Raw genomic sequence first — 19,684 nt, 5'->3', positions numbered from 1 at the left:
CGGCAGATGCTTACCTTTACCTGTAATGCATCAAAACCGTCGAATCCAGCTGCTGGCTGCTGCAAGTATCATCACCCTTGCCGCATTGATCTTCATCCAGGTCTACCTGATACGCAACACCTATCAGCTGCACAAAAGCGGATTTAACCGAACCCTGAAGCAAAAGATCGATACACTTGCCCAATTGCCAGCCATGGCTGCCCTTGAGGACCAGATGCAGGAAAACCTCAAAAACGCAGTCACCAGCTACATGAAAGGGGAACTGACCAAAGAAGGCATCTTTAAAGAACTGACCTCGCTCAACGCAAAACAGGCGGAGACCTACCGCAACTGGTTAAGGCAGCTATCGGAGGAAAGGTTCCACACCGTTGGCCTCCAGTACCAATCGGTATATGATGAGCTGACCGTGGAGGTCCTGGGGCGCGCCGACACCCTGCTTCGGGCAACCGAGGCTCCCTTTACCGTTATCGGGCCACCGGCCGTGTCCAGTGAAAAGCTACTGCTCAACCGAAATACCTGGGTCACCAACAGGACCATTTCAGATGAGAAGGTACCCGGCCGGGAGATTGACCTGCGGATCGTGGTCAGGCAGTCCAACTACTTCTGGGTCTCAGATTGGCAGCTTGGCATCTACAGGGAAATGGCAGCCATACTGATCCTTGCAACTGTCCTGATCGCTGCGATCATTATCCTGTTCTATCTTATCTTCCATTCGCTGATCAGCCAGAAGAAACTGGCAGCGATGAAGACCGATTTCGCCAACAACGTCACCCATGAGCTCAAGACCCCGCTCAGCTCGGTCAGCGTGATCCTCAAGAGCATGAAAAAGATAGACATCAATGCCCAGCCCATGCTCATGGAAGAACTGATCGGTTCCATGGACCGCCAGTACCTCAAGATCCAGCGCCTGGTAGACCATGTGCTGGAAAGCACCAGCAGCGATCCGGTGCTGCAACTGGAAAGCGTCGATATGCCCGGGTTTCTTCTGGAATATGCCCGCGACATTGCCGTTCCCGATCACCACGTGCAGCTTGAAATTGGTCCGACCAATAATTCCGTGCAGTCCAATCCCCTGGCGCTGATGCGCATCATGAACATCCTGGTCGATAACGCGGCCAAGTACAGCCCAAAGGGCAGCCCGATCCTGATCAGATCACTTGCCCTCGGCACGCACTATCAGATCCAGGTCACCGACCAAGGCCCGGGGATAGCGCGCAAATACCACAAGCTGATCTTTGAGAAGTTCTACAGGGTGCCCGAACATGACCGCCACAGCGTAAAGGGACTGGGCCTGGGACTGTTCATGGCCAAGGCAGCCGCCTGGCAGATCAACGCCTCGCTCGAGCTGGCCACTAACGATCCAGATGGTTGCACCTTCACCCTAACCCTGCCGCTATGAGTATCCGCGTGCTGATCGTAGAAGATGATAGGGACCTGGGCGGCCTGCTCGGCCAGTACCTACAGATGAACGGGTTTGTTGCCGTGCAGGCCTTCAATGGCCTAGAGGCAAGGGTTGAACTGGCCAAGGCGAGCTATGAAATTGCGGTCATCGACCTGATGATGCCCCAAGAGGACGGGTTTACACTGGCCGAAAAGCTCGTTCAAAGCCATCCCGAGCTTCCCTTCCTTTTCCTCACCGCGCGTGGGGCAAAACAGGACGTGCTCAGGGGACTGAAACTGGGGGCAGATGACTACATGACCAAGCCCTTTGATGCCGACGAGCTGATCCAGCGCATCTACAACATCCTCAGGCGAAGCTTCCCTGCCCCAGCCACTAGCATACCAAAGCAGCAGCTAGCCATCGGCCTTTTTACCTTTGACCCGGACAACCTGCAGCTCTGCTCTCCCTCAAATGCGTATACGCTCACTGAAAAGGAGGCGGCCCTGCTCCACTACCTTTACCTGAACCGGGGCACGGTGATCAGGCGCAAGACCATCCTGGACCACCTTTGGCAACAGGATGATTTTTTCAGCGGGCGCAGCATGGACGTGTTCATCACCCGGCTGCGCAAGCACCTTTCAGCCGACCCCACCATTTCCATTGAGAGCATCAGGGGCATTGGTTTCAGGTTCACCTGCGCTGATACTACGAAACAATAAAACCAACAGGCCCCACTCCCCTTTCCTTAACCTTGATTTCAAAATAACATGACAAGAAAATACCTCCTACCAAAGCTCTTCTGTTTGCTGTTGACCATTGCCGCCTGCAGCCCAAATCCAGGTCCGCAAAAAGCCGATAAAAAGGCAAATGACCACCCTTCCGCTACTTCAGGCGACAAGGTGTCCATGACCATTGAACCCAACCCGATCAGGATTTTCTCCAGCGGCAAGGCAATGCTGACCCTAACAAACCGCAGCACCGATTCGATCAAACTCGGCGACCGCTTTTGGATAGAATCCTTCAACGCAAAAAAATGGAAACCGCTCAACAACCTTGACAGCATGTCGTTTAACGACATCGGCTATATCATTCCACCAGGACAGGCAAAACAGCTGCCCATCAACCTTCGCCTGGGGACCTTTCACTACCCCCCAGGACGATACCGGATCTGTAAGCTCGTCCAATTTATACCAGGGGAAGGAAGTTGAAGCTAACGGCAGACTTTGCCATGCAGTGAAATTAACTTTGCCAATCACTTTAGCGGTGAACCTGGAAAGGACTTGAAAAAAACATGCGCCATTCAGCCCAGCGTGCCTTATATCCATTAAGATTAAGCTCGTACTTTCTGGAAACCCATCTTTTCCCCGAAAGACAGCTAGACGCACTCTCAGCCCCCTTTAGATATCCCTCACCTCCAGCTTCCGCATCAATCCCAACCTGCTTTTCACCTCCGCCTTACCGTGGATATTCTGCACATGACGGGCAACCGTCGTCTGGGCAATAAAAAGCATATCGGCCATATCCTGATAGCTTTTTCCCTGCCTGATCAGCCGAATGATCTCCATTTCCCTTGCGGTAAATCCATACTTCAACAGATTTTCCTCGAACACCTCTTGGGAAGGCACAAGCGCCTGCTCTCGCAACTGCTGCAAACGTATCCTTGTCCTACGGATCGATCGGACAATAAAAATGACCGTGATCAGCACAAACCCGAGGTTGGTGCAGAACACCTCCACCCACTGGCTGACGTGGAAATAGGAAAAAGCGGTCATCGAGACCCAGGGCAGAACCGCGCAGTAGACCCCGACCATCTCCATCCGGGATATCTGCCGCCCGTCATTTCGATCCCTGTCAAAACCAACACGGATCGCATTCAACATGGCCATGGCAATTACGATGGAATACACAAAAGGGATGATCATCCCGTAGCGGATCGCAAGTTCCAGATTCCTGCTCACCCAATAAAACACCACAAAAAATACCACATAGGGCATCAGCAGAAATAGTGGCACCCCATAGAGGGCGTGAAACCTCAGTTTATACAAATGGAACCCGCGGTAAAAGAAATAAGGGAAATAAGAAGCCATCAAAAACCCGCTCCCATAGGCCAGCATATTCTGAACGGCAATTGAAACCCCAATCTTCGGGTCGGGAAAAAGCCCACCACAGAGATTGTAAAAAATCAAGAGCGCAAGCAGGATCAGGTAATAGAACCTCGTTCTATCCTGTCGATACACCCAGTAGTGTCCGATCTGGTAAAAAAGCAAAAATACTTCCAGCACCAAAAAGACGAACGTTACCACGTGCATCTGCGTACCAAAGACAAGCATGACCCTAGTCCAGTTCTCGCCTCAGGAAAAACAGCTCATAGCCCAGATCCAGCTTGGCATACAACCTGAACCCAAAGTTCCCGTACCACGGCAAATTCTCCAGCGTGGAAGTCTCCAGGCAAACCATCCGCCTTTCCCGCCCGCACATCAAGATCACCTCGCTCAGCAGTTTACTTCCAACGCCCTGGTTCTGGAACCCTTGCTCCACGCCAATGAACCAGAGGTAGGCTACGTTCTTACCTGAAAACTGACGGGCAGCAACCTTGGATTCCCTGCGCATTGCACGAATGGCATAAAACAAACCCAGCCCAAAAGCAAGTTTCAGATCCAGCCAAAAGCTTCTCCAGGAAGTTCTTTTCCAGTCGGGATAAACCAAAAGTGCACAGCCCCTGCGGTCATCAGAAAGCCGCACCTTGCCAAAGAGCATGCACAAATCAAAGGCATACTCCATCAGCGCCCGCTTACGCCTGTCCCCAAAGGTAGTAGGGGCAATATAATTCACGCTCTTGTTTTCAGCGAATGTATTTAAAAGGATATCAACCACAAGGTCTTTATCCGCAGTTTTTGCATCAATCATAAGGGATTAATTAGTGCTTACCAAATAGGTATAGCTGGCCGAATAAGTCCTAGGCCAACTTCAATAGCGGTAAGCAGTTAATATCTATTCAATTAGTTAATGGGACCGGCTTTTATTTGCCTTCCGTTGGACTTAGCCATGCAACGTGCTGCTCGCTTTGATGAATGGCACCGATGATCTTGCCATAAAAGCTGGACGCCTTGCCTTCCGGTAACGATATCCTCCCGACTGGGTCAGCTTTTCCGGCTGAAGTACCGCCATTGCGATTTCATCACCTAGGCTCCTACATTCGGCCAAGATCTCTCCAAATGGATCCAATATCATTGAACACCCATTTTTCAACTGATCATCATCCATTCCAATTGGATTGGAAAACACAACGAAGATCCCATTGTTATAGGCCCTTGCCGGCAGCCATTTCATGAGCCACTCCCGGCCCTTCAGACCATCGAACTCCCCGCGGAGTAAAACGGCATTGGTCTTCTTGTCAGCCCAAAGCCCTGCATCAACAAAACCTGCACCAGGCCTTGGAGAAGGCGTGCACATGGTCACGTGTGGCATAAACAAGATATCAGCCCCCAAAAGTGCGGTTGCCCTGACATTTTCAATTATATTGTTGTCGTAGCAGATCAATATCCCACATTTCCAGCCAAGGAGATCAAAAACAGTATAGGAATTTCCTGGGGTCAAGTGGGGATTGATAAATGGATGGAGTTTTCTGTGCTTGGCAACCAGCCCATTTTGATCGACACATACATAGGCTTTATAAAGATTGTCGTTTTCGTCTTTTTCAAACAAGCCAACCAGTAGAACAATATCCAGTTCCTTTGCCATCAGCTGCAACTGTTTAACGGTTTCTCCCCCAGGGATGAATTCTGCCAGTTCCAGCATTTCCAGTTTGGAAAGTTTCCTTGCAAAAGTATATCCGGTTGCACTGCATTCGTGGAATGCAATGACGTTCGCACCCTGATCTGACGCTGTTTTTGCCAACGATTTGATGATTGACAAATTATATGCTTTATCTGCGCTCCTGTGCTCAAATTGAGCTGTCGCAATTTTAATTTCTTCCATTTTTTAACTATTACATCCGTATTGAATAGAAGGTGAAAAAAGTTGATGAACCATCCTTGAAAAATTGTCTCGAAATAAATAAAAACTATCCACAGATTTTAGTAACCTTACAGGACTGCAATAATGTATTTTTCCAAATTAACTAAAGTTCTGTCCATTTGATCAGCATTATAGACGATTTTTCCAGATTTATCTATTAAAAAACAGGTAGGAATAGAATAGACATGAAATTGGTTTGCAATCTTGCTATCTCGGAATTTCGTGCCTTCTGAAACATTTATCCAAGTCAGGTTATTTTTTTTAATATGAGATTTCCATAAACTAAGGTTGTCATCAAGATTAAAATATATAACTTTTAAGCCCTTAGGGTTGTATTTCGTGTATATTTCCTTTAGAAATGGTAATTCTTTCTGACACGGCCCGCACCAAGTTGCGGAGAATACCATTAGATATGGTTCACCTTTTAGTGACGAATTTCTAAATGTTTTACCTGACGGCGTATGTATAGTAAACTCTGGAACAGTTTTTCCAATTAAAGTGGCATTTTCAGCTTTAATTCGAACCTCCAACAAACTTTTAATCTCTTTTCCCAACTTGCCCGCTTGTAATGCCTCCGAAAATGAACTGAAGATTTGTAACAACTCATTGTCCGCCATAACTGATGAATTAAGCTGTTGGCGAAGAAAGATTAGGCTGAAATAATTATTTGGGTTATTTTTAATGAGCGCGATTTTTAACAAATCAAGTTCATCTTGCTTTTTTGAATCCAAACTTGGTTCAGTCACACCTGGCTGTCTAAAGGCAAACTTACAATAAAACTCAGCGGTTAATCTGAATTGAGAATCCAATAATGCTGTCGTTGGAGATTCATAAGTTACTTCACTCGCGTCCTTCATACACCATGTTGAGCGAAAGTGATAATTTGTATCGATCGACTTAATTTTGAATTCTCGTAGACCAGAATCGACAATCAGTTGCTTGAAGAATTTAATCCGTCCCTTTTTGCCCGTAATAAATAAATCGGCCAATTCAGCTGGCTTACCAAGTACACCAGCGAACTCAAAGTTGCTTTTCGTAATCTTAAATGAATCTAACTTGCTAAACTGGTTTGATGAATAATAATCATTTAGCCTGAGGTAGATGGTATGTCCTTCGTAGCCTAGGGGTACTTTTCCCTGAAGCCTGAAAGGAATATATCCTTGAGCATTAGCTAGGAAAGCTGGAAAAATTAGAGTAATGACAACCATTAAGGTTATCATTACTTTTATTCGAAAATATATAGCTCTATATTTTTTTGTTGATGTCTTATAATTCATGTATTTCTGTTTAGATTTCTAATTGTATCCCCTGAACTAAGATTTAGGTTTCCCAGCCTTTTCCCAGACCGCCTCGATCACCTGCCGTATAGCCTTTTCAAAGGCAACCCTATCCCGCTCGTTATTGATATCAATTCCGCAGACCTTGCTCCGGTTGTTCTTGGCGTGGCAGACCACATAATAGATCCCGCCGAGTACAAGCGCCAGCACCGCCCTGAAATTGATATCCGAACCTTCAAAATGTGGGTCGGTCAAGTTAGCAATCGGCTCAGCCTGTTTCTCCCTTTCCTCGGAAATCTCCCGAAGCAAGGGATTGGCCTCAGATATCTGCCAGAGGATCATGTTCTGCAGTTCCTGGTTTCCAAAAAAGCACTTGAACTGCTCCTGAAAGATATCACTGATATAGCCGCCCATCTCTTCGGCCTTTGGCTGTTTCCTCAAGCGGAACTTATCAAATACCGGCTTCCAGAAATCCCGTCCCCAGATATATTTCTTCAGCAGATTGTTATAGCTGTCAAAATACCAGTAGATCAGTTTCTTGTTCACCCCTGCACGGTAGCCCACCTTGTTCACCCCAAGCCCCTGAAATCCCTGCTCGGTCAAGATCTCACCCACGGTATCAACCAGCAGCTGCTTGGTGATCTCCGGATCGCGTGACTTATAGGGGCCTGTCTGCCTGTTCATAGGGATTGTTGATTAGCTCTTTTACTACACCTCGGTCAATGACCCGATCTGCAGTTTTTGTTTAATGTGCTCAAAGGCATTCAGCACCACGTCCAGTTGTTCCCTGGTGTGGGTTGCCATCAGGCTCATGCGAATGCGCGTATCCTTTTTGGAAACCGCAGGATAAATGATCGGATTTGCATAAACGCCCGCCTTCAGCAGCATCGTACTGGCCTCTCCCGTTTTTGCCGCATCACGTATCTTCACCGGAACGATCGCAGATCTGGTCGTACCGATATCAAGTCCCAAACCGCGAAGTCCAGAGGTAAAATAATTCACGTTCTCCCACAATAGATCCATCCACTCGGGCTGCTCATCCACCAGCTCGATCGCCTTGATGATCGACATTGCAGCAGGCGAACTAGTCGCAGAAAACAAATGCTGCCTACTCTGGAACTTCAGGAACCTGATCATCTCGGGCGAGGCAATAATGTATCCGCCCACATGGGCAAAGGTCTTAGAGAAAGTCCCTGTGATGATATCCACCTTGTCAAACAGGTCATACAGCTCGATCACCCCGCGGCCGGTCTTTCCGATCACCCCAGTACCGTGTGCATCATCGACCATCACGTAGCCTTCATATTTATGTACCAGATCTACCAACTCATCCAATGGTGCCAAATCGCCGTCCTGCGAATAAACGCCATCAACGATCACGATTCTGGTCTTATATTGATCCTTGGAAAGTTTTAAAATCCTTTCCAGCTGTTCCAGATTGTTATGCGGGAATGTCTTGAAGTTCTTGCCGCGTACCCCTTCATAGACGCTCGCATGGACCGCCATATCCAGAATCGCAAGATCATTGTCCTGGAGCATGGAAAGCAGCGAGGAACTGTTGGCCGTATAGCCGGTGGTATAGATCATCGCCGAATCTCTTCTGAAAAAAGCAGTGATCTTGTTTTCCAGTTCCTGATGGAAACTGAAGTGCCCGCCAATCGCGGGCGAGGCACCTGCCCCGGTGCCATAATAATTAACTCCATAAATGGCCGCTTTTTTCACCAGAGGATGCTGGGTAAAGCCAAGGTAATCGTTGGATACCAGACCGACATAGCTCCGCTTTCCGCCAAAACCGGGTATGTCCAGATCCACCATCGGGCCGCAGCCCGTCAGTCCTTCCAAGCGGTAGTTCAGATGTCCCTTCCGCTCAAGGAAATCCAGGTACTCGTTAAACAATGCCGACCTTTGGTAGGCATCAAGGCCCTCAGGATTTTCAAAATCCTTGAAAGAGGCCGTTTCAAAATTGATGTTCATGATGTAAATATTTAGGTCACTAAATTATTACAGGCAGCTTTCCATGGTGGTGAATTAAATGGGGTTTTCTCAAAAAAAAACAAAATCGCCCATTCTAGCCCAAAAGCCCATAATAACCCAGACCATTAATCAGTAACCCGAAGGCAAACCCTAGATTACCTTCTACCGGCCCTATCCATCATAAAACGCCTGACCACCCATAGTATCAGCAGTACCAACCCAATCAAAAAACCAATGGTAATCAGTTCAGTATCACCCAGACCGCCGCTACGGTCATACATCAGATAGGTAGCATACAGCACACCAATGATACAGGCGATCACTAGCATGCTAAAATTCTTTTGTGTATATTTTTTCATCATCGATTATCGTTTAAGTTCACCTTTTTTACTTTCCTGTTCAATTTGCTGGAGGTCAATGTTTATTTCAGTTTTCCATTTTTCGATCATCTTATCGACATCACCAATCTGGTTTGCCCCGATCCAGGTATTGCTTTCCCTGAGCCCGTTGACCACTCGATCATAATCGGACTTGGATAAACCCATATTTACGAAGGACTTTTTATCAAGCTTAAATTGTATCTCCTCGTGCTCGACAGTGGTATACTTTACCAAAACCCCATACAATTTTTTGACATGCGCCACTTGTTCAGCGCTTTCAAGACTATCGGGGATCTGACCAAGAATCATATATGGCTTTGTATCCATAGCGAGGTAGGTCGTATCTTTTTTGGTGACTACCACTTTCTTGTCTCTTTGCAGGCACGAGACCAGCAGTGTCACGCACAATAGCATTACTAATTGAAACCTTTTCAAAGTCATCACGATCATATGTTATAGTTTTAAAACTTTATAGATATAGCCGCACGAAAAACCAAAGTAAGCCGGGACATCCACCCCGGCACTTACTTATCGATTAACTATTTATCCTAAATTATCCGCTTGGGTAAAACCCTCACGAAATCTCTTATTTCACCGGAATACTAAAAGCCACCTCATCCCCTGGCAGACACGACTTCTCGTTGCAGGCCATAAAACTCACTTTGCCCTTGACCACCGTCTGTTTTGCCTTCAATTTTATCTTTTGGGAAAAGATCACAGAGTTCTCAAAATAACTCACGTTGATCCCGAACACCTCCTCGAACTTGGTGACCGGTTTTGGCTCGCTCACCTTGCCCACCAAGGCAAACCCGGTAGACTTTGTAAAAGTGAAAGCTGTCTTTTCCGGTCCCCCAGGCTTCTGGTTCACCGAATAGATATGCCAGGGCGATTCAATGGTTGCCTTGATGTATAGCGTAGCCATTCCACCCGCTCCTTTTTTGGCTAGATAGCTCCACTTTACCGGACTTTCGATCTGCGCCTTCACTTGCGCCATTCCCACCATCAAGATGATGGCCATTAAGATTAATTTTTTCATGGTTCTGATTTTATGTTTTAGTTTTATTTCTTCTGTTCATTCATGTTATCAACGGGACTATATATAATCCCCTTGTCCTTCCAGCGAGAAAGGAAATAATTCAATCTTGAAGTAAAGGAGCTATAATCTTTGTTCCCAGCCGCTGTCCATCCCACTTCGGCATTTGCAGCAAGCCTTGGAAAAAGCTGATAATTCATCGTCTCCACATCTGACACATATTCCGACCACAGCTGGCAGCTTACACCCAGAACAAGGGACGATTCAGCTGATGACAGTCCAGCAGGTACCGGCTCAAAGCCATAGGCCTGGGCCAGACTGATCTGGTCATAACCGTAATTGAAATAGGTATTCTTATGAAAGGCATTGACCACCTGATGCCCGCCTCGAATGGCATCAACCATCATCGTCTTATCCCCAAGCCAGAAATGTACAATCGCCTCTGGCGCTAGTTTCAACCCTACCTTATAATCCGCAGAATCCGTATTGAAATGATCCAGCAGCTTTTTTCCCATGATATCATTCCAGCCCATCTGTGTCCTTCCACGAGCGGAAAGAAACCCAGCGATTTCACCAGTAAACCACATCTGCAATTCAGCTGGCGAGGAAAGTTTTTTATCACTCATAAAACCCGTTACCATAGCAGAATTTTTCCAAGAGCTATAGTCCACCTCATCCCCACCGATATGGATAATCTTCGAGGGAAAAAGATCCATTACCTCTGAAAGCACATCCTTTAAAAATCCCATTACCTTTGGATCTGCCACGTTGTAGGCGTTGGGCAATACTCCCCAGTTTGCAGCCACCGGGATTTGCTGCCCCGAGGCAGAAAGCCAAGGATAGGCTGCAATCGCCGCAGTGCTATGCCCCGGCATATCAATCTCGGGGATGATCTCGATGTGCCGCGCAGCCGCATAGGCAACTATCTCCCGAATCTCCTCCTGCTTATAAAATCCGCCATGGCGCTCACGTTTAAAAGTCTTCACCTTTGCTCCCCAGCCGCTGCTCTCGGTAGAATCCCTAAAGCCACCGACCGAGGTCAATAGCGGGTATTTCTTGATCTGGATCCGCCATCCCTGGTCCTCGGTGAGATGCCAGTGAAAAGTGTTCATCTTTAGCACCGCCATCTCATCCAGTACCGACTTGACCACTTGCATTCCCTTAAAATGCCTTCCCTCGTCCAGCATAAAAATCCGCTTAGCAAACCTTGGGCGATCCTTAATGGTTACCTGTGGAACAGTCAAACCTCCATCACTATTTTTTTTGATCAGCTGGCGAAGGCTCTGTATCCCGTAGAATATCCCTGCACTTCCGGCGCTACTGATCACTACCGAATCCCCTGCCACTACGATCTGATAACCCTCCAGTCCAAGTTCCGCCTGTAGCCTGCGCTCAAAGCTCAGCACGATAATCCCGTTTCGGACAGCAGGTTTGCCCAGCACTAGCCCAAATTCCCCCAAAAGCATTTCTTCCAGCGCCCTGCGCTCATTAGCAAGCCTGCCAGGAGATAACAGCACAACCTGCTGCCCTAAAGAAAAACTTCCCTTGCCATAACTAACCGACAAAGGCTGGGGCAGAATGCCCACGCCGTAACCCTTAAAACTCACCATTGCCAAAAACATTGATAGCCCTATATATAATCTTATCATTTTCATAACCTGATCTCCTGTCTCCCTCCAGTCAACCGAATCGACTTTCCCTTCCACCAAAATTCACCTTTAAGTTCCTTGGGAAGTTCCACAAAACCGGATAAACCCTTACCATCAACACCTTTCTTCAACTCCATCGAAACCTTTCCATCCGGATGGGGCATACTGCCCTTCACCCAATCCAGTTCACCCAATGCAGGAGCAATCCGAACGCTCCTGAAACCTGGAGAACTTGGCATAATTCCACAAATGGTAGAAAGGAAATCATAGTTGGGACTTGCGCTCCAGGCGTGGCAGTCCGAACGTGTCGGCTCCGGTTTTTCCGAAAACGTAGTCAGCCCCAGCGCAAGCATGTTCCTCCAAGGTTGCAGCTGCGCATAATACAGATCTGCCATCCCCGCCTTTTTCAGAGCCTGGGACAGGTAGAACCTATAAAAAAATGTCGCCTGACCGATGGATTTGTCCGAAAGCACCCGCTCCATCACCCACTTTGCTTCACTGCCAGAAACCGTCCCGCTCAGCACTCCCCAAATAGAAGCATGTTGGCTATATGAAGTTTTGCCTGGCAGATCTGCAAACAGACCTCGAGATGAATCAAAGCATAACCCATAGGTCGCCTTCTTCAAACCATTAGAAATACCAATAAATTCTTTTGCCTCTCCAGCTTTTCCAAAAGCTGAAAAAAGCTCAGAGCCTTGCGAAAAAGTATAGGCAGCCTGCAAGGAGATAATTGCTGAATTGCCATCTTCGGCACCAGGGGCTATTCCCCAGCCATTGAAATTGTCCCAATCGATAAAGTTCCACCATTGCATCGGCCCCAGCATACCCGTCTTCTTATCTATGCGGTCCTTGTACCACATTAAAACCTCATTGATGGCCGGCAGGAACTGGCGGACAAATTCATCATCCCGCCTATGCATCCAGTAATCGTGTACCATCGACACCCAAAAAAGAGAAAATGTCGGAATGATCTGTAGCCTGTTGGTCGGATAGCGGCTCTGGGTCAGACCGATCGGGGTACGCGACCTGTAAAAATCAAGCAGCGCCTTGCGCATCAATCTGTCATCGCCCGAACAATACAGCGAGATCAATGCCTGAATCCGACTGTCTCCCACATATTGCAGCTGCTCATAGTAAGGGGTATCATAGTACATGTCCCCCGCACAGAGCTGTGCCGTCCGCCAGCCCACTTTCCATATCTCTGACAATGAAGAATCACTGCAAGAGAAGGAGGCATTCAGTTCCAGCGGATAGCCGGTAGCCATTCCGTAAAAATCCTCTAATACCAAAGGTTCATCAGCAGTTGTAATCTCCAATTCCACAAAGCGGTATGCCCTGAGCCACAAGGGGCGGAACAGGCGCCTACTCCCACCGTCAGGTAAAAAAATATCGTAATTCCCAATCAGGTGCTTTCCCGAAAGCTCATTCCTGTTTCCCTTCACACCCAGACTATCCACCAGCGCCTCGGCATAGGAAATTTTGACCGAAGCTCCCTTGCCGCCACTCATTAAGAGCTCTGGGTAGGCCACACAGTTCACCTTGTTATCAAAAAGCACCTTAATTTTTTGATTGGGCTGGATATGTATCGCCAATTTGTCCCTAAGGAAGGTCGTGCTTTCGATATCAGAACCGTCACTGGCAAACATCCTTGAAAAATCAACCCGCTTTTCAGAAAACAATGGAATGTTCCTTGGCACCAGTGTCCAGGCGTTCCCCGTGCCATAGCCCATTGGATATGGCACCGAAAGCTCCCTAGCATTTTTCCAGCGCGAATCATCAAAACCAGTTTGTTCCCATCCCCACGGGTAATGCTTTCCATCTATCCTGTCACCCGGGCCAACGACCATATAGGCTTTAAGCCGCTCCCTATTGTCAAGGGAAACCGCTGAATAGGAATTATCCTGCGTGACCTTCCAAGTTGAATCCGTGTTCACCACCTCTTCAACCTTTCCATTGCCCTGCAGCAATAAACCTGTCTGGCTGGAAACCTGCGCCGCAGGCATATGTTCCCCCATATTCCAGACTGTTGCCGCAATCACGTTATCACCAGACTGTAAAAAAGGAGCAATATCAACGGTCTCAAAAAACCAGCTGAACAGATCCCCATGGGCAGATCCCGAGACCACCGCCTTGCCATTGACAAAAAGCCGGTAACGGTTGTCTGCGGTCACATTAACCACAAAGGAACTAGGCATCGAGGAAAGCGAAAACGATTTTCTAAAATGGTAAACCCCATACTCCCGCTGCATGGCACCCGGACAACTGATCCACGAAGCTTTCCACGGTCCGGAAAGTAGCGCAGGGGCAATGGCTGCCTGCTGCGCCATTAGCATTCCGGCACTTGTGTAAAAGAAGACCATCAGTAACCAAACCGTTTTTTTCATCTAAAATTTCTTATCAATTTCTACGCTTAATCAATCACCGTAAACCTGGCAGACCATCCCCCGCCAGAAGCCATCACGATCTCCATCTCATCAGTAGATTTCACCTCCTTCAACACACGCTTATAATCGTTTCCGACTTTCGCGGCATTAGGTCCGTCCATAAAAATCTCCACCTTATATCTTTTTGCTGGATTCAGAAAATCCAGTTTCACTTTCAAACTCTTTTCCTTCCAACCAGTCATCGCCCCCATAAACCAGTCAGTTCCCTTTCGCCTTGCAATGCAAACGTATTCACCTACCTTGCTATCTAGCGCTACCGTTTTGTCCCACACAGTAGGTATACCGGAGAGATACTTCAAAAACTCGGGCTCCTTTTCATAGGCCGTCGGTGCATCGGCTAGCATCTGTAGAGGCGCATAATACACCGTATACATTGCCAATTGGTGGCAGCGTGTGCCTTGGCTCATCGGTCGATCAAAAATCTGTTTCCAATCGGTTTTGTTGAAGTTGGACATCGCCCCCGGGGTATAGTCCATGGCACCTGCAAACATGCGGATAAAGGGAATGGTCACATCGTGATCCGGGCCAACGCCAGCAGTATCAAACTTGTTCCATTCCAGTCCCTTGACCCCTTCGGTATTGATGTAATTAGGATAGGTGCGCTCCATCCCATTGGGATGATAGGCGCCGTGGTAGTTAACAAGCATCTTTCGCTTAGCCGCCTCACGAAGCAAGCGCTCCTGAAATTCTACCACCACCTGGTCATCGCGGTCCATAAAATCCACCTTGATCCCAGAGATGCCCCATTTTTCAAACTGGTCCATGGCAGCAATCATCTGGCGATCCAGCGTATACCAAACACACCACAAGATCAATCCCACTTTTTTTTCCTTTGCATAGCGGATCACCTCTGGCATATCCAACTTGTCAGTGATCTTCATCAGATCGAACTGATCGCTCCATCCCTCATCCAGGTTCACGTATTCTATATTGTTCTTAGCCGCAAAATCAATGAAGTACTTATAGGTCTCTGTATTAAATCCGGTCTTGAAATCTACCCCCGAAAGGTTCAGCGCATTCCACCAGTCCCAGGCCACCTTGCCTGGTCGGATCCAAGAAGCATCCCCAATCACCGATTCCTTCCCTAACAAATACACCGATTGGTTGGAAAGGATATCAGCGTCCTTTGGTGCAAACACCACCAGTCGCCAAGGGAATGACCTGGTTCCACTTGTTTTAGCGATATAATTCTCGGTCTCAGTAACCTTCAGATTAAAGTTCATATGCCCGCCCGGCACTACCTTTTTTGGATAAGCAGCATGCTCACCAAGCAGTAGATTGTCCCTGCCAGCAACTTTCAGGCTCATGCACGGATAACCCGATACATCGGATTCATGGATCAAGATATTCATTCCAGCAGCTGACCTGACCAGCAGCGGCATACTCGAATAGTTTGGCGCAAGCACCTGCGAAACCTTTTGCACTCTATATTCCGCTTCGGACATCACCGTATGGAAATAGGCCTCGTCCTCACTAGCGAGCCTGAACTCCGCCTTCTCAGCAGTCACCTTGATCTCTCCAGTAAAACCAGTAATAAATCTGTAGGCAAAACACTCGTTATAGGCCCTAAAGGCTACCCGGTAGTTGCCCGAGAATTCAAGTACCAGTTCATTATAATTATCCTTCAAGTTAGCAGCGATTCCGTACGGCGGATTGATCATCCTATCAACCCCAGAAACCGAGCTTTTCACCAGTTTCAAATTCTCCCCCAAAACCCTGCCGTCAGCCAAGGTCATGCTCACAAAGGAGGGCAACACATAGGCCTTTCCCCCATAGCTTACAGCATAGCTTAGATTTTTCCCGCAAGAGATAGCCACATTAATCTTTCCGTCTGGAGAGCGCAGCACAAAATCCTTAGCCGTCGCAGCTACGGTATTCAACAAGCACATCAACAGTGCAATGATCATCCCTTTTCTCATTCTATTACAAACCAGGTATACCCTTCAGCAGGGATCGTAAATGTTAAATCAATCGTATAATCCCTGTTCAGCTTAAAGCTTTTGGCCTTCCCATCTTTTTCCCGAACTTTAGCAACAGCCGAAAGTCCGGTATAATATAGCGGCACCTTGATCGTTCGCGTAATAATTTCACTAGTAGGATTATACAGCATCATCAGCCCTTTCTCCTTTAAGGAAGGATTGACATGTAATAGCCCGTCCCAGTCCCTGCCATCGGCTCTCCTTAAATGCACCATATCAGAATTCAGTATACCCCTGTATTTCTTGTACCAAGAGACTACACGGATCACCAGATTTTTGGTTTCTTCTGTATCATACAACCTCGGGCCGCGATAACACGCCTGTATCCCAGCGCCATAATACTGCATCATCAGCTGCTCATAATCCACCAAATGGTCCTTCAATGGCTCCAAAACAGCATCAGCTCCCCGCCGCCATATTCTGTCAGCGGTACCATTCCCCAGCTCATCGAGGGGTTCATCTCCCAAAAGCAGTCATAGATGTTCTGCCGGTTGATGATTTTCTGCTGCTCGCGTGACAGCTTGAAGTTTGATTCATTGTATCCCATGGCGATCTTGTGCGTACCGTCCAGAAAATACCAGTCCGGACTGTTGATGTACACCCCGCGCTCATTCAGCCACCGATAAAGTTCTTTTTGTATCTCGATCTGCCGCCACTGGGAATCCTCCAATCCCTTGTGGCCAGGGTGGGTGGTCGACGCGCAAACATCACCCGGATACGGGCCATCGTTCTCCCAGATATCAAAGCCGGTCTTTTCATAGAACGACTTGATCTTATCCCGGTACGCAAGCCCCCAGTTACTGCCAAAGCAGGGCGCGTGTTCAAACTGTGCGTGCACGTTGGGCTTTCCAGAGACCGGATCGATCACATCGTCCTGTGGACCGATGCTGCGCGAACTGAAAAGCGAATAGCCCCCTATCCTGATATTTTTCTTATGCGCATAATCGGCAATACCCTTCCAACGCGAAAGGTTTGCCTCGGCCATGTTCTCCATGTTCAAATGGCTACCAAAACTCAGGATTACCGCCTCATAGCCCGTCGCCGCGCACTGGTCGATGGCCGTATAGACCTGTTCATCGCTCCGGCTCACCAGGTGCATGAAGATCGGATTGGCGCTCGTCCAGGGCGCTACCGCCCCATAGAGCCTGCGGATGGCCATGCCCCTTCGCTCCCGGTCCTCGCTGTCGGTCAGCATCTCGTGCGTGCGCACCGAGGAAAAAACCTCACCTGGCTCCAGCAAGATGCCCGGCGCCTTTTCCGGATAGGCCTCCAGCAGCACCGGGGTCTGCCTGCGCCCGTTTACCTGCGAAGAATAGCTCGTATCGGCCTTCCAGTGCGTGGTCTGGTCGCTCTGTGGATAGTTCATCGCATTATTGAAGGCATAATTGGTTTCAAAGTAAATTCCAGTAGGTTTGCGGAGCTTGTCCAGTCCGCCCTCACGGGAATTTTCTTCCTCCACCATACCTAGCACCTCGTTTACCACGCGCTCGATTTTAAAGGATCTATTGCCTTTATTTACGACAGTAATCGATTTCACCATTAGCGGCATCCCGTCAAAAAGCTCATAGTTTACGCTAACCTCAAGGCCCGCCAAGGCACTAGCCCCTGGCTTATAAAGAAAGGACACCATAATGCCAGTACCCCCAGTTTTCCGGGAAGACCAGAACCTGCTGCTGTCCCAGTTGATAAATGGCCTGATCGGTGAAACCGAATAGGACACATATTTAAAATCGGTTGCACCAGCGGTAAGGCCGTCCAGCCACTGCGGAAGCAGATAAGCTTTCTCTTTCTGGCCGTACAGGCCACCGATATTGTAGCTTTTACCATCGATCACGATCCTGCCTTCTTCCCTGACTGCGCGCAGCAGCTGTTTTCCCGTAGAAAGGTTGATAAAATCCACGCAGGCCATATTTGGCCTGAGCCTAAATGTCCGTTTGAGTAGGCCATTGTACAAAACCAGATCCTTGCCATTGCTACTTTTCAGCGCCTGTGCCTTTATGCTTACCGGACTAACCAGCCAATCCTCACTTGTCGCAAGGTGCCTGTTGCTATCATAAGTAGTCAATTCCTGGGCAGTTACAGGCAGTGTAACCAAAAGTAGTGCAGCCCAAGCAATCAATAATTTTAACCTTAACTTTTCAATCATCTTTAATCTCTTTAAATATCAATCGGCATATCCTCACTCCTTAACAATAGCTACCAGCTCCACCAGGGCGACCACAGCGGTCCCTTTGGCGATCTCCTCATGGCCATCAGGACCAAAGGCCAGTTCGGCAGGCATATAGATCGTCCATTTGCTGCCCACAGGCATCATCAGCAGCGCCTCCTGTATGCCGGGCAAGGCCTTGTCGATGTGATGGATCCATGGATGGTCGATGTCAAAAGGCTTCCAGATCGCAGTACCATCTGTCCTGGCCATGCTGTAATGGATCTTCACCTTGTCCGAAGCCAGGGGCATTGGCCCCTCACCTGTCCTTATCACCTTGTATTGCAGGCCTGATGGTGTCACCTTTATGCCCGGTTTCATTTTGTTTGATTCCAGAAAGGTTTTGCTTTCCAAGGTCAGGTCTTTCTGCCCTACAACCGTACCGATATCAAAACTGGAAGCATACGCCGCATTCGGCTTCATATATATTTTTTTGTTCGCATAATCAAAGATCAGGTCAAACCTGTCAATGATCTCCGTTCCGATCATCCCCAGATAGCCATCCTTGGCCTCTGCCTTGTCGTTGATGGTCAAATCGATGGCCATTTTCCCCAGCTCAAACCCATTAAAGCTCATCCCGGCAATCACCCCACGCTCCTCATTGGTGACCGCACTCACCCCGCGGCTATGCTTGATCGTCTTATCAGGGATCTTTTCGCTCAAGCCATGGAATTTATTGAAGGGCGTACTGACCAGCAGGCTAAAAAAGCCGCCACTATCGAACATGACCCTACCGGTAAAACGCTCCCCGGAAAGCAATTTGATCGTCACCGGGAAACGCGGGATCAGTACCCCCTTGTTGAATTCAAAGGGAATACCCGTATAGCCTGTCGTATCAACGTCCTTAATAGAACCATAGAACGACATTTTCTTCTTTCCAAAATCCAGCGCCGTCACGTACCTGTCCAGGATCTCGTAGCCGATGATCCCGTCTAGCTTCATGCCCGTGCTAGCACTCATTGCCGAAAAGTTATCAACTAACGGATTGATCCCCTTCAGCTCCAGGCCCACAACCTTAAAGTCCTGTCCGATCAGCATCCTGTAGTTCTGGGTACTGTTGTGTCCAGCCGAGGAGACCACCTGCGAACTGGACATATCCAGACCGGCCTTCACCGCGACGGCCGAATCGATCGAGGCATTGGTCGCTCCCGTATCGAAGACAAAGCGCATCGGTGCACCAGAACCACTGGTCAGCTCGATAAAGATATGTCTGCCGTTGGTCTCCATGGGCATCACCGCAAGCTGCGCCGATGCGCTGAGCACTGCTAAAAGCAGGAGCAGCACCGTTAATATTTGTTTCTTCTTGTCCATTGTGTGTGAGTTATTACCGACTAAAATACGCCT

General features: G+C 48.2%; 18 protein-coding genes. 3 read left to right on the top strand and 15 right to left on the bottom strand.

Features of this window, described 5'->3' with window-relative positions; genetic code table 11:
• Positions 1 to 25 precede the first annotated feature (25 nt).
• From ACHMWN_RS08600 to ACHMWN_RS08590, 3 genes are read left to right on the top strand one after another with little or no spacing between them, the layout of a single operon-like run.
• A complete protein-coding gene (locus ACHMWN_RS08600) occupies positions 26 to 1,399 on the top strand; it encodes a sensor histidine kinase (RefSeq protein ID WP_397299724.1) in 1,374 nt (457 codons plus the stop codon).
• Positions 1,396 to 2,100 carry a response regulator transcription factor gene (locus ACHMWN_RS08595; RefSeq protein ID WP_397299721.1) on the top strand — a complete coding sequence of 235 codons (705 nt, stop codon included), beginning with the start codon at positions 1,396 to 1,398 and terminating at the stop codon, positions 2,098 to 2,100. Before ACHMWN_RS08600 ends, ACHMWN_RS08595 begins: the two co-directional genes overlap by 4 nt.
• Positions 2,101 to 2,148: 48 nt before the next feature.
• On the top strand, positions 2,149 to 2,589 hold the full coding sequence (locus tag ACHMWN_RS08590) for an immunoglobulin-like domain-containing protein (protein WP_397299718.1): 441 nt from the start codon (positions 2,149 to 2,151) through the stop codon (positions 2,587 to 2,589).
• Positions 2,590 to 2,778: 189 nt separating this feature from the next.
• Here the strand turns inward: ACHMWN_RS08590 and ACHMWN_RS08585 are convergent, their stop codons facing one another.
• The 15 genes from ACHMWN_RS08585 to ACHMWN_RS08515 all read right to left on the bottom strand — a co-directional run bounded on the left by ACHMWN_RS08585 (position 2,779) and on the right by ACHMWN_RS08515 (position 19,651).
• Positions 2,779 to 3,711 carry a response regulator transcription factor gene (locus ACHMWN_RS08585; RefSeq protein WP_397299715.1) on the bottom strand — a complete coding sequence of 311 codons (933 nt, stop codon included), beginning with the start codon at positions 3,709 to 3,711 and terminating at the stop codon, positions 2,779 to 2,781.
• A 4-nt stretch (positions 3,712 to 3,715) separates the two neighbouring features.
• Entirely contained in the window at positions 3,716 to 4,288 is a 573-nt protein-coding gene (locus tag ACHMWN_RS08580) for a GNAT family N-acetyltransferase (protein ID WP_397299713.1), read from the bottom strand.
• 132 nt (positions 4,289 to 4,420) lie between these two features.
• Complete coding sequence (locus ACHMWN_RS08575; protein WP_397299710.1) at positions 4,421 to 5,359, bottom strand: nitrilase family protein; 939 nt, start codon at positions 5,357 to 5,359, stop codon at positions 4,421 to 4,423.
• Positions 5,360 to 5,466: 107 nt separating this feature from the next.
• Positions 5,467 to 6,675, bottom strand: a complete 1,209-nt coding sequence (locus tag ACHMWN_RS08570) for a thioredoxin-like domain-containing protein (protein WP_397299707.1) — start codon at positions 6,673 to 6,675, stop codon at positions 5,467 to 5,469.
• A gap of 36 nt (positions 6,676 to 6,711) precedes the next feature.
• Positions 6,712 to 7,359, bottom strand: a complete 648-nt coding sequence (locus ACHMWN_RS08565; RefSeq protein ID WP_397299704.1) for a TetR/AcrR family transcriptional regulator — start codon at positions 7,357 to 7,359, stop codon at positions 6,712 to 6,714.
• A gap of 24 nt (positions 7,360 to 7,383) precedes the next feature.
• Positions 7,384 to 8,649, bottom strand: coding sequence for an aminotransferase class I/II-fold pyridoxal phosphate-dependent enzyme (locus ACHMWN_RS08560; protein ID WP_397299701.1), 1,266 nt, complete (start codon positions 8,647 to 8,649; stop codon positions 7,384 to 7,386).
• A gap of 155 nt (positions 8,650 to 8,804) precedes the next feature.
• Positions 8,805 to 9,008: a hypothetical protein gene (locus tag ACHMWN_RS08555; protein WP_397299698.1), complete on the bottom strand. Its 204-nt coding sequence runs from the start codon at positions 9,006 to 9,008 to the stop codon at positions 8,805 to 8,807.
• A gap of 6 nt (positions 9,009 to 9,014) precedes the next feature.
• Entirely contained in the window at positions 9,015 to 9,479 is a 465-nt protein-coding gene (locus ACHMWN_RS08550) for a hypothetical protein (RefSeq protein WP_397299695.1), read from the bottom strand.
• 136 nt (positions 9,480 to 9,615) lie between these two features.
• On the bottom strand, positions 9,616 to 10,065 hold the full coding sequence (locus ACHMWN_RS08545; protein WP_397299692.1) for a protein-disulfide reductase DsbD domain-containing protein: 450 nt from the start codon (positions 10,063 to 10,065) through the stop codon (positions 9,616 to 9,618).
• Positions 10,066 to 10,088: 23 nt separating this feature from the next.
• The gene (locus tag ACHMWN_RS08540; protein WP_397299689.1) at positions 10,089 to 11,684 is read right to left on the bottom strand and encodes a beta-N-acetylhexosaminidase; all 1,596 of its coding nucleotides are present in this window, start codon (positions 11,682 to 11,684) and stop codon (positions 10,089 to 10,091) included.
• 29 nt (positions 11,685 to 11,713) lie between these two features.
• Positions 11,714 to 14,095: an alpha-L-rhamnosidase N-terminal domain-containing protein gene (locus ACHMWN_RS08535; RefSeq protein WP_397299687.1), complete on the bottom strand. Its 2,382-nt coding sequence runs from the start codon at positions 14,093 to 14,095 to the stop codon at positions 11,714 to 11,716.
• 26 nt (positions 14,096 to 14,121) lie between these two features.
• Complete coding sequence (locus ACHMWN_RS08530; RefSeq protein ID WP_397299684.1) at positions 14,122 to 16,062, bottom strand: glycoside hydrolase family 97 protein; 1,941 nt, start codon at positions 16,060 to 16,062, stop codon at positions 14,122 to 14,124.
• An 8-nt stretch (positions 16,063 to 16,070) separates the two neighbouring features.
• Positions 16,071 to 16,484 (bottom strand): hypothetical protein, encoded by a 414-nt coding sequence (locus tag ACHMWN_RS08525; RefSeq protein ID WP_397299681.1) that lies wholly within the window; start codon positions 16,482 to 16,484, stop codon positions 16,071 to 16,073.
• Between the two features lie 29 nt (positions 16,485 to 16,513).
• Positions 16,514 to 18,280: an alpha-galactosidase gene (locus tag ACHMWN_RS08520; protein ID WP_397299679.1), complete on the bottom strand. Its 1,767-nt coding sequence runs from the start codon at positions 18,278 to 18,280 to the stop codon at positions 16,514 to 16,516.
• Between the two features lie 33 nt (positions 18,281 to 18,313).
• Complete coding sequence (locus ACHMWN_RS08515) at positions 18,314 to 19,651, bottom strand: aspartyl protease family protein (RefSeq protein WP_397299677.1); 1,338 nt, start codon at positions 19,649 to 19,651, stop codon at positions 18,314 to 18,316.
• Between the last annotated feature and the right edge of the window lie 33 nt (positions 19,652 to 19,684).

This window comes from Pedobacter sp. UC225_61, from assembly GCF_044452285.1.
Lineage (GTDB): Bacteria > Bacteroidota > Bacteroidia > Sphingobacteriales > Sphingobacteriaceae > Pedobacter.
The sequence above is the reverse complement of the archived record's forward strand: the minus strand, read 5'-3'. Positions and strand labels throughout refer to the sequence as shown.

Bases quoted from the DNA above. Each gene is read 5' to 3' on its own strand.
- ACHMWN_RS08600 (WP_397299724.1), top strand. From the start codon at position 26: ATGCATCAAAACCGTCGAATCCAGCTGCTGGCTGCTGCAAGTATCATC.
- ACHMWN_RS08595 (WP_397299721.1), top strand. From the start codon at position 1,396: ATGAGTATCCGCGTGCTGATCGTAGAAGATGATAGGGACCTGGGCGGC.
- ACHMWN_RS08590 (WP_397299718.1), top strand. From the start codon at position 2,149: ATGACAAGAAAATACCTCCTACCAAAGCTCTTCTGTTTGCTGTTGACC.
- ACHMWN_RS08585 (WP_397299715.1), bottom strand. From the start codon at position 3,711: ATGCTTGTCTTTGGTACGCAGATGCACGTGGTAACGTTCGTCTTTTTG.
- ACHMWN_RS08580 (WP_397299713.1), bottom strand. From the start codon at position 4,288: ATGATTGATGCAAAAACTGCGGATAAAGACCTTGTGGTTGATATCCTT.
- ACHMWN_RS08575 (WP_397299710.1), bottom strand. From the start codon at position 5,359: ATGGAAGAAATTAAAATTGCGACAGCTCAATTTGAGCACAGGAGCGCA.
- ACHMWN_RS08570 (WP_397299707.1), bottom strand. From the start codon at position 6,675: ATGAATTATAAGACATCAACAAAAAAATATAGAGCTATATATTTTCGA.
- ACHMWN_RS08565 (WP_397299704.1), bottom strand. From the start codon at position 7,359: ATGAACAGGCAGACAGGCCCCTATAAGTCACGCGATCCGGAGATCACC.
- ACHMWN_RS08560 (WP_397299701.1), bottom strand. From the start codon at position 8,649: ATGAACATCAATTTTGAAACGGCCTCTTTCAAGGATTTTGAAAATCCT.
- ACHMWN_RS08555 (WP_397299698.1), bottom strand. From the start codon at position 9,008: ATGAAAAAATATACACAAAAGAATTTTAGCATGCTAGTGATCGCCTGT.
- ACHMWN_RS08550 (WP_397299695.1), bottom strand. From the start codon at position 9,479: ATGATCGTGATGACTTTGAAAAGGTTTCAATTAGTAATGCTATTGTGC.
- ACHMWN_RS08545 (WP_397299692.1), bottom strand. From the start codon at position 10,065: ATGAAAAAATTAATCTTAATGGCCATCATCTTGATGGTGGGAATGGCG.
- ACHMWN_RS08540 (WP_397299689.1), bottom strand. From the start codon at position 11,684: ATGTTTTTGGCAATGGTGAGTTTTAAGGGTTACGGCGTGGGCATTCTG.
- ACHMWN_RS08535 (WP_397299687.1), bottom strand. From the start codon at position 14,095: ATGAAAAAAACGGTTTGGTTACTGATGGTCTTCTTTTACACAAGTGCC.
- ACHMWN_RS08530 (WP_397299684.1), bottom strand. From the start codon at position 16,062: ATGATCATTGCACTGTTGATGTGCTTGTTGAATACCGTAGCTGCGACG.
- ACHMWN_RS08525 (WP_397299681.1), bottom strand. From the start codon at position 16,484: ATGATGCAGTATTATGGCGCTGGGATACAGGCGTGTTATCGCGGCCCG.
- ACHMWN_RS08520 (WP_397299679.1), bottom strand. From the start codon at position 18,280: ATGATTGAAAAGTTAAGGTTAAAATTATTGATTGCTTGGGCTGCACTA.
- ACHMWN_RS08515 (WP_397299677.1), bottom strand. From the start codon at position 19,651: ATGGACAAGAAGAAACAAATATTAACGGTGCTGCTCCTGCTTTTAGCA.